General features: G+C 40.4%; 12 protein-coding genes and 1 pseudogene. 8 read left to right on the plus strand and 5 right to left on the minus strand.

Features of this window, described 5'->3' with window-relative positions:
• On the minus strand, nucleotides 1–511 hold a 511-nt coding region (locus AC1DDX_RS21195), incomplete at its 3' end, for a response regulator transcription factor (RefSeq protein ID WP_477622550.1).
• Between the two features lie 144 nt (nucleotides 512–655).
• Between AC1DDX_RS21195 and AC1DDX_RS21200 the strand changes: the two genes are divergently transcribed.
• The 3 genes and pseudogenes from AC1DDX_RS21200 (at nucleotide 656) to AC1DDX_RS21210 (ending at nucleotide 1082) form a co-directional block, all read left to right on the plus strand.
• Nucleotides 656–784, plus strand: coding sequence for a hypothetical protein (locus AC1DDX_RS21200; protein ID WP_337714858.1), 129 nt, complete (start codon nucleotides 656–658; stop codon nucleotides 782–784).
• 17 nt (nucleotides 785–801) lie between these two features.
• Nucleotides 802–915, plus strand: a pseudogene (locus tag AC1DDX_RS21205) (hypothetical protein); the annotation flags it as partial.
• Complete coding sequence (locus tag AC1DDX_RS21210) at nucleotides 912–1082, plus strand: sigma factor-like helix-turn-helix DNA-binding protein (RefSeq protein ID WP_337714856.1); 171 nt, start codon at nucleotides 912–914, stop codon at nucleotides 1080–1082. The pseudogene AC1DDX_RS21205 and the gene AC1DDX_RS21210, both read left to right, overlap by 4 nt.
• Nucleotides 1083–1097: 15 nt before the next feature.
• On the opposite strand, the gene AC1DDX_RS21215 is transcribed toward AC1DDX_RS21210, so the two are convergent.
• Nucleotides 1098–2264 (minus strand): chromate transporter, encoded by a 1167-nt coding sequence (locus AC1DDX_RS21215; RefSeq protein WP_288884203.1) that lies wholly within the window; start codon nucleotides 2262–2264, stop codon nucleotides 1098–1100.
• Between the two features lie 7 nt (nucleotides 2265–2271).
• On the minus strand, nucleotides 2272–2796 hold the full coding sequence (locus AC1DDX_RS21220) for a hypothetical protein (RefSeq protein WP_216854492.1): 525 nt from the start codon (nucleotides 2794–2796) through the stop codon (nucleotides 2272–2274).
• A gap of 106 nt (nucleotides 2797–2902) precedes the next feature.
• Here AC1DDX_RS21220 and AC1DDX_RS21225 point away from each other — a divergent pair, with 106 nt between their 5' ends.
• Nucleotides 2903–3073, plus strand: a complete 171-nt coding sequence (locus AC1DDX_RS21225) for a hypothetical protein (RefSeq protein WP_172663255.1) — start codon at nucleotides 2903–2905, stop codon at nucleotides 3071–3073.
• Here the strand turns inward: AC1DDX_RS21225 and AC1DDX_RS21230 are convergent.
• Entirely contained in the window at nucleotides 3070–3906 is an 837-nt protein-coding gene (locus AC1DDX_RS21230; RefSeq protein ID WP_337714854.1) for a chromate resistance protein ChrB domain-containing protein, read from the minus strand. The two genes, AC1DDX_RS21225 and AC1DDX_RS21230, sit on opposite strands and share 4 nt — an antisense overlap.
• Nucleotides 3907–4015: 109 nt before the next feature.
• Here AC1DDX_RS21230 and tatA point away from each other — a divergent pair, with 109 nt between their 5' ends.
• Nucleotides 4016–4213, plus strand: coding sequence for a twin-arginine translocase TatA/TatE family subunit (tatA, locus tag AC1DDX_RS21235; RefSeq protein ID WP_172663253.1), 198 nt, complete (start codon nucleotides 4016–4018; stop codon nucleotides 4211–4213).
• 359 nt (nucleotides 4214–4572) lie between these two features.
• On the opposite strand, the gene AC1DDX_RS21240 is transcribed toward tatA, so the two are convergent.
• On the minus strand, nucleotides 4573–4830 hold the full coding sequence (locus AC1DDX_RS21240) for a hypothetical protein (protein ID WP_288884207.1): 258 nt from the start codon (nucleotides 4828–4830) through the stop codon (nucleotides 4573–4575).
• 168 nt (nucleotides 4831–4998) lie between these two features.
• Between AC1DDX_RS21240 and AC1DDX_RS21245 the strand changes: the two genes are divergently transcribed.
• From AC1DDX_RS21245 to AC1DDX_RS21255, 3 genes are all read left to right on the plus strand, one after another.
• Nucleotides 4999–5409: a hypothetical protein gene (locus tag AC1DDX_RS21245; RefSeq protein WP_172663250.1), complete on the plus strand. Its 411-nt coding sequence runs from the start codon at nucleotides 4999–5001 to the stop codon at nucleotides 5407–5409.
• A 205-nt stretch (nucleotides 5410–5614) separates the two neighbouring features.
• The gene (locus AC1DDX_RS21250) at nucleotides 5615–5863 is read left to right on the plus strand and encodes a cupin domain-containing protein (protein ID WP_477622551.1); all 249 of its coding nucleotides are present in this window, start codon (nucleotides 5615–5617) and stop codon (nucleotides 5861–5863) included.
• Nucleotides 5860–6033 carry a cupin domain-containing protein gene (locus tag AC1DDX_RS21255; RefSeq protein WP_477622552.1) on the plus strand — a complete coding sequence of 58 codons (174 nt, stop codon included), beginning with the start codon at nucleotides 5860–5862 and terminating at the stop codon, nucleotides 6031–6033. The genes AC1DDX_RS21250 and AC1DDX_RS21255 overlap by 4 nt, the downstream gene beginning before the upstream one ends.
• The last annotated feature ends 145 nt before the right edge of the window (nucleotides 6034–6178 follow it).

Here is a 6178-nt window from a genome sequence, read left to right on the forward strand (position 1 = left end):
CTCTTTCTGCGTTTTGCATCATGTATTCGAGCAATTTTAGCTCTTTTGGGGTAAGCGCAATCTCGGTTCCGGATCTTGTTACAGTCATTGTCTGGTTGTTTAATTCCAGGTCGGCATATTTTAATAAAGTGCTTTGTTTTGCCAGGCTGTTGTTGTTCCTTTTAAGCAGCGCACGAATGCGTACATGAAGTTCTCGGAGCTCAAACGGTTTTACCAGATAATCGTCGGCACCGGCATCAAATCCGTCAACCTTATCGTCGGTAGTGCCTAAAGCGGTTAACATTATTATTGGAAGATGGGGGTGGGCAGCTCTTATTTCCTTACAGAGATCGAGTCCGTTTATTTTGGGAAGGATGATGTCCATGATAATGAGGTCGTAGGTTTTAGATAGGGCTAGTTTTTTTCCCATCTCACCATCAAATGCGAGGGTAACTTTAAAATCCTGCTCTTCTAGCCCTCTTTTAATCAGGCTGGCAACTCTTGGTTCATCTTCTACAATCAGTATTTCCATAATAAATAGCATGGTAAAGGTAAATGAATTTTAGAATATGTGATTGAAGTGCGAAAAAATATTGCTTCTGTATAGTGGTGATTATTAAAATATTACACAAATTTGTTACTAAGGGTTAACAATTTGTAAAGGTATAATTAACAAATGGCAGGCTACAGAACGCTTTCGGATCAGGAGCTAACCGGACTTTTAAAGAATGGAGATCAGACCGCTTATGCCATGATCTATCAGCGGTATTACCGCTTGTTGTACATTCTGCACTTAAGAAATTAAATGACGAGGAAGAAGCAAAAGATATCATTCAGGAGTTTTTTACAACCTTATGGACTAAACGAGAAACCATATTACAGGATACCAATTTCGCTGCCTTTTTATATACATCGGTACGGTGCCTCCTAAAATGAGGGAAGTTTTTCTGCTGAGCAGGGAAGAGAACTTATCACATAAGGAAATTGCAGAGCAACTGGGGATTTCGGAACAAACTGTTTCAAAGCAGATCTCTAATGCGCTTAAAGTTCTGAGGTACAAAATGGGTGCATCGGTGTTTGTGTTCTTCCTATTTCATATTTAGGTCTTTTGCGGGGCTTTACAAGACTTTTATAGCCACACCAATTATTGCCGCAAGTAGTATTAACTGGGGTTCTTTGATCTGCTTGATATAAATTAAAGCAAGAGCAGAAAATAGAGCAATGGTAGCAGTTGGTATATCTATAATTGCACGTGTAGCTATAATGATCACTGCACCTACCAGTGCGCCAATTACAGCACCCGTGATGCCATCAACAAAAGCCTTTATACTGGGATTTTTTGCAATCCTTTTAAAAGAAGGAGCCAGGGCAACGGTAAAAAGGTAACAAGGCAAAAAAGTAGCCAATGCCGCCACACAAGCGCCAGGAAAACCCGCTGCCAGATAGCCGATAAAGGCAACTGTAATGACTACGGGACCGGGACTAATCATTGCTACAGCCACAGCATCCAAAAACTCCTGCTCATTAAGCCATCCAAATTCCTGAACTACGCCGCTATGTAAAAAAGGAACAATTGCCAGTCCGCTGCCAAATACAAACGCACCGGCTTTTAAGAAAAACCAGCCAATCTGCTGCAGTGTTTTACCCTCATATTGCCAGAAACCAACGCTCAGTAAAATCAGGGAAGGAGCTGAGGCTGGTCGTTTAATCCATTGCGGTGGCGCTTTAACCAACATGTAAACCACACCGCAGATGATAAAAAATAAAATATCTTCTCTCTTGATGATCACAGTAATGATCACACCGGACAGGTAAAATACCCAAAGCAGCCAATTTGATTTAACAGCTTCGAGGTTTGGTTTACTTACAGATTTAATGGTCAGTTTATAAGCGCTAACCGTGATAATTCCAATTACCGAGGCGCTTACCCCATAAAATACGGCTTGCATGCCGGGTAAACCGCTATAGAGCTTATAAGCAACACCCAATATAACCACCATAATAAAGGAAGGGATTACGAAAGCAAGTCCTGCTAATGTTGCGCCCAGTAATCCGTAATGAACAAAACCCATGTAGATACCCAGCTGCGCGGCCAAAGGCCCAGGTGCCAGCTGAGCGAGTGCAAGACCTTCTTTGTATTCCTCCTCAGAGATCCATTTTTTTTGCTCAACCAGATCCCGCTGCATGTAGCCAACTAGTGCAACTGGTCCGCCGAAACCCCAGGTGCCAAGCTTTAAAAAGTAGACGACCAGGTCGGTTAATTTATATGTTGCGTTGTTTTTCATGTCCTTGTTAAAATGCGATCCCAAACTGAAAGCCTACGCCGTAAGACGAAGATTGATCGTTACCAAAACGTGCAGGAAGGGGAATGGCTACAAAGTAACTGCTGCCTTTGTTTTTCTTTACAACTTTGTTGAATACTGGGGTAAGGCCATATCGGCCTGAAGTTTCAAAAGCGAGTCGACCGGCAAAAGTAAATCCATTGCCCAGGGCAACTAAGATGCCTGGGTGAAACAGCACATTGTTGACCTTGCTGCTTGCGCTTGTGGCCTTTATAAGCGGCACTATTTCGCTGGAAAAACCGATTTTAGCGCTTTTCCAAATGTTGATGCCTATGGGCAAGCCAACTATATAACTGTCTTTGAAGTTGGTATGGGTGCCATCGGAACTGAAGGATACAATAGGATGAACAATGCCTACATAACCAGCTAATTTTGGATAAGTTGGTTGCGGGTTTTGAGCTGAAGTGGTTGTAGAAATAAACAGGCTGCAGATACAGCATATTGCGAAACGTATTTTGTTGATTTGAATTTGCATGAACAATGGTACTGCATCGCGAAAAATTAAAATAGAACAGATTTAACTGTTGGTACAGAATTTACTATTTGTGGCATGTTATTAGCAATACAGACTAAAAATGAATATGAAAAAGATATATTTTGTATTGACTATTTGCAGTATGATGTTTTTAATGTCGTGCTATACGCAAAGAACCGCAGGAAATAGTGGTAAAGTACCTCCGGGGCAAGCGAAAAAACGTACGGGATCGAAATCTGCAAAACCATACGCACCTGGTCAGCAGAAAAAGAACTAAACTTTCCTGTTCTTTTTGAACTGGGAAGGTTTAATACCCGTTTCCAGTTTGAAAATTCGGGTGAAATGGCTTTGATCTGAAAAACCTGTGAGATAAGCAATTTCTGAAAGCGAATAATCGGTTGTTTCTATGTAGGCAATTGCTTTGTTTATGCGAAGTTTCCTGATGTACTCGCCAAATGAAAGGTCATCAAAGTATTTGGAGAACTCTCTGGATACATATGCGGGATTCACATTTAATTCGTTAGAGATCCCGGTTAAGCTTAAAGCAAGATTCGTATCTATCTGATCCTGAATAATTGTTTTCAGCTCTTTTGCCCATGCCGGTACTTTATCTGTACTGCTTTTTTTAAGGAACTTCTGGTATACTTCTATTAATAGCTGCTCTACGGGGCTTTCTGTATGCTTTACATTTTGGAGGTGTGTGGCCCAGGTGTACAGGGCGTCGTAAATTACTATGCCTGCTTTTAAAAGCTCCTGATCGTCTTTAATGTTGTAAGCCATTCCGGCGGCTATTGCCCATAGGCCGGATGCCTGACTTGCCAGGTTATGGCGGTCGGTATCTGCACCTCTAACAATGGGGGCCATTATGGCGAGGGCAGGGTCATCGAGGTTGTATTTTTTTATAAGCGCATCGAAGGTGCACAGGTCGTTTTTATGTGTAAGCTCCACGCCGGGAACGTCAAAAGGTGTGGCGTTTAACGCTGCAGCTTTTTCTATAACCTGATCAAAAGGCACGTAAAAGAAATGAGCGTCTTTATCAATGAAGTTTTTGATTAGCCATGGGCATGCAATCCTGTCTATTTTTGGTCGCTCTCTTGTGATCCAGTTCATATTGTGCGATAATATAGGTAAAGTTACGCAACATGGATTTGTTTTTAATGCCATTTTAATCTGGGGTTGTTATTCTTGTATCAGGTTAATATCATAAATTTTATAACACATGTTACATAATACATTACTGGCGGCATTGGGCACACAAGAGATCCTGGTTATTTTGGTTGTAGTTCTTTTGCTTTTTGGTGGAAAGAAGATCCCGGAATTGATGAGTGGTTTAGGCAAGGGGATAAGGGAATTTAATAATGGAAAGGATGGGGTTGAGGAAAAGGAGGGGAAGGGTGAGGAGAAAGCAACAAAGTAAGAGAAATGAAAAAAATTGCAGGAATGCTTTAGAGCAAACCGGTGTTCTTTAGACGTTGAATAATTAAGGAGACATCAACCGTATCGTGTTCGTTTTTTAAATAAATGTCGGTAAGATATACAGTCTCACTAATTATTAAAACATGGTTATGATTCTGGCACCGCCAGATTTTCCTTTATTTGTTCCAGAAATTGCTAATCTTATTTATACAAATTTTGACCTAGATCAGTTCCTATAATCGGATTCTCTTCTAATTCTTCAATTAAAGCATTTAGGTCTCTTAAAATTCCTTTATGTTTTTTTTGCTATTTGCTTTAATTCTTTTTTAAAATCGGAGGTTAAAACAATCTCGAATGCCATTATTGATCAAGTTCCGCTTCAATCTCCAATATAGCTGCTTTTGCATCTTGAAGTTTAATCTTTCCCTCCTGATGCAATTTGATTTGCTCGAAGGAACGTGCTAGATTGTTGTAAATGTTCTGTTCGGTCTTATTTAACGGCCGTAGAACTTTTTCTGAATTTGAAGCTACGCTGTAATCTAGTCCTAAAGCCTCTAAAACAGCTTTAACTGCTTTTTCAGATTTTTTGTTGTCAATATTTACTGTTAACGTAGTCATAATTCAAATTTACTAAAAGTTGTTCTTAACAATCACAATCTGAGTTTCGCTTTCTGGAGAAAAGAAGATTTTGGCGTATGTTTTAAATCTGTATCGCTCAATAATAACATTTTTGTATCTGTATCCCTTTATTCTTATTCTATAATTTTGTGGAATAAGTTTAACGTTATGGGAGCAACAGAAATAAAAAAAGAGGATATCAAGCTTCGAGAAGTTTATTTGGAAGATTTGAAATCGGTTATAAACCTTTACCAGAATAGTTTAGCGCTTGTTAAACATGCAAATGGTTCTGGTAAGGTGCTTACTTCTGATTTTGGATTACCCATTGGAATTGCAGAAAAGGGCGGCAAAGTGATCGCTTATTCTCGTGTAAATATTGACAGCAAAGGAAAACCAGTTTTCCAGATCCATAGCAATGAAGCATGTGGAACCGATACAGTTTGCGAAAAGCTGAACCGTTTTTCGGAGAAACGTTTTACGGCGATCTGGGGTGCTGATGCAGCGCAAAGTCTATCATCTAATAAGCCAGTTCAAAATGCCATCAACAGGCTAGTTGATTGGCTTAACCACTGCAATTAAGCTTGTTCGTAAACTTGTTTTACACTTGTTCACCAATCAGTGATTTTGGTAAGTAATCCAGTAATCTGTATACCCATCTATTAGAGAATAGCTTAGACCTTTGTGTGAGCATTAATGGAGCAAAAATAAATTGCTCCCGATGAGACACAAAGTTAGCCTGCAATTGTTAAACAATAAACAGGCACAGCTATTTAAAGAATCATAGATGGAAACAACACAAAACAGAACAGCCATTTTCCCGAAAGGAGATAAAGCCCCGGCAGATTATTTCAGCGGAACGGCATGGGTTAATATTTTAGTCCCGAAAGATGAAACGGGACATTATTCGGTTGGGGATGTGGTGTTTGAGCCGGGCTGCAGAAACAACTGGCATACACACCCTGCAGGGCAGATCTTGCTAATAACCGATGGCGAAGGGTATTACCAGGAAAAGGAAAACCTGCCAGATCGTTGAGTAAAGGCGATGTGGTAGTGATCCCGTCTGATGTAATGCACTGGCATGGCGCAACTGCCGATAAAAGCCTTACACATATTGCGATCAGCAATATCACCGAAAACGGCCCGGTAACCTGGCTGGAACCTGTAACAGACGAAGAATATAACAACGTAAACCAACAACGATAATGGAAAAGTTTGAAGTAAAAGCATATGGCACTCAGTCGGCTGAAGCGCCATTAAAACAATTGAGTATTGACAGGAGGGAGGCAACGGCTAAAGATGTAGAGATTGACATTCTGTTTTGTGGGGTATGCCACTCGGACCTGCACAC

This window comes from Pedobacter sp. 10L46_2, from assembly GCF_056395165.1.

Coding starts and splice junctions, on each gene's coding strand:
- AC1DDX_RS21200 (WP_337714858.1), top strand. CDS start 656: ATGGCAGGCTACAGAACGCTTTCGGATCAGGAGCTAACCGGACTTTTA.
- AC1DDX_RS21210 (WP_337714856.1), top strand. CDS start 912: ATGAGGGAAGTTTTTCTGCTGAGCAGGGAAGAGAACTTATCACATAAG.
- AC1DDX_RS21215 (WP_288884203.1), bottom strand. CDS start 2,264: ATGAAAAACAACGCAACATATAAATTAACCGACCTGGTCGTCTACTTT.
- AC1DDX_RS21220 (WP_216854492.1), bottom strand. CDS start 2,796: ATGCAAATTCAAATCAACAAAATACGTTTCGCAATATGCTGTATCTGC.
- AC1DDX_RS21225 (WP_172663255.1), top strand. CDS start 2,903: ATGAAAAAGATATATTTTGTATTGACTATTTGCAGTATGATGTTTTTA.
- AC1DDX_RS21230 (WP_337714854.1), bottom strand. CDS start 3,906: ATGAACTGGATCACAAGAGAGCGACCAAAAATAGACAGGATTGCATGC.
- tatA (WP_172663253.1), top strand. CDS start 4,016: ATGTTACATAATACATTACTGGCGGCATTGGGCACACAAGAGATCCTG.
- AC1DDX_RS21240 (WP_288884207.1), bottom strand. CDS start 4,830: ATGACTACGTTAACAGTAAATATTGACAACAAAAAATCTGAAAAAGCA.
- AC1DDX_RS21245 (WP_172663250.1), top strand. CDS start 4,999: ATGGGAGCAACAGAAATAAAAAAAGAGGATATCAAGCTTCGAGAAGTT.
- AC1DDX_RS21250 (WP_477622551.1), top strand. CDS start 5,615: ATGGAAACAACACAAAACAGAACAGCCATTTTCCCGAAAGGAGATAAA.